General features: G+C 39.3%; 2 pseudogenes. One reads left to right on the top strand and one right to left on the bottom strand.

Annotation, left to right across the window (positions count from 1 at the left end):
• A pseudogene (locus ADI58_RS09095) lies at window positions 1–709 on the top strand (RICH domain-containing protein); the annotation flags it as partial.
• A gap of 257 nt (window positions 710–966) precedes the next feature.
• On the opposite strand, the pseudogene ADI58_RS09085 reads toward ADI58_RS09095, so the two are convergent.
• Window positions 967–1,210, bottom strand: a pseudogene (locus ADI58_RS09085) (hypothetical protein); the annotation flags it as partial.

Here is a 1,210-nt window from a genome sequence, read left to right as displayed (position 1 = left end):
AGGCTTAACTGCAAAACAAGCTGAAAAATTTATCGATGAATTAAATAAGAAAGCTGCAGAAGAAGATAAAGCTAAAGAAAAACCAGCAGAGAAACCAGCAGAGAAACCAGCGGAAACTCCAGTCAAACCTTCTGTTCCTGCAAGACCAGCTAATCCTACATATGTCCCTTCATATGTTCCATCATACAGCTCATATTCTGTAGTAGAACCAGCTAAACCAGCTTCTCCAAAAACAGGTTGGAAGCAAGAAAACGGTGTGTGGTATTTCTACAATACTGATGGTTCAATGGCAACAGGTTGGCTTAAAGATAATGGCACATGGTATTATCTAAATGCAAATGGTGCAATGGCGACAGGCTGGTTACAAAATAATGGTTCATGGTACTATCTAAACAGCAATGGCGCGATGGCAACAGGTTGGCTTAAAGATAATGGTACATGGTACTATCTAAATGCAAACGGAGCAATGGCAACAGGTTGGCTTAAAGATAATGGTACATGGTACTATCTAAATGTAAATGGTGCAATGGTAACAGGTTGGCTTAAAGATGGTGATACATGGTACTATCTTGAAGCATCAGGGGCTATGAAAGTAAGTCAATGGTTTAAAGTTTCAGACAAATGGTACTATGTTGACGGTTCAGGTGCCCTTGCAGTAAATACTACTGTAAATGGTTACACTGTAAACGGAAACGGTGAATGGGTTTAATTTTAGATAGTTGAATCATGACAGGAGAGAAATCTCCTGTTTTTTTGTGGTATATAATCGCGTGAGGACTTTGTTGGATAGTATAGTGGATTGAACTTAGAATAGTACGCTACGGATTCTAAAACATTTCTAGAAATTAATTTGACTTTCCTAATCACTTTATTCATATCTTATTTCAATCTACTATAGAAAATAAAAAGTAAATAGGACCATATTTCATTCCCATTTACTTTTATGTTATTAGTGATTGTATAATCTTATAACAGTGCCTCAAACTCAGCGACGGTCATGCCCAACTGCTGGCTGGCAACCTCGGAAGTCAGGAGACCTTGGCGAACTAGATTTACTAAACCTACTTTTAATCCCTGTTCAAGCCCCTCCGCACGCCCACGCTCTAAGCCTTTTTCCTCCGCTTGTTCCAAGGCATAGTCGTGTGCTAATAATGCCTGTTCTTCACGCATACGTAGTTGACTAAACATTTTCCTGTCCTCCTCGGACCAG

This window comes from Streptococcus mitis, from assembly GCF_001074635.1.
Classification (GTDB): Bacteria; Bacillota; Bacilli; order Lactobacillales; family Streptococcaceae; genus Streptococcus; species Streptococcus mitis_E.
This window is presented reverse-complemented; position numbering and strand designations above follow the sequence as displayed.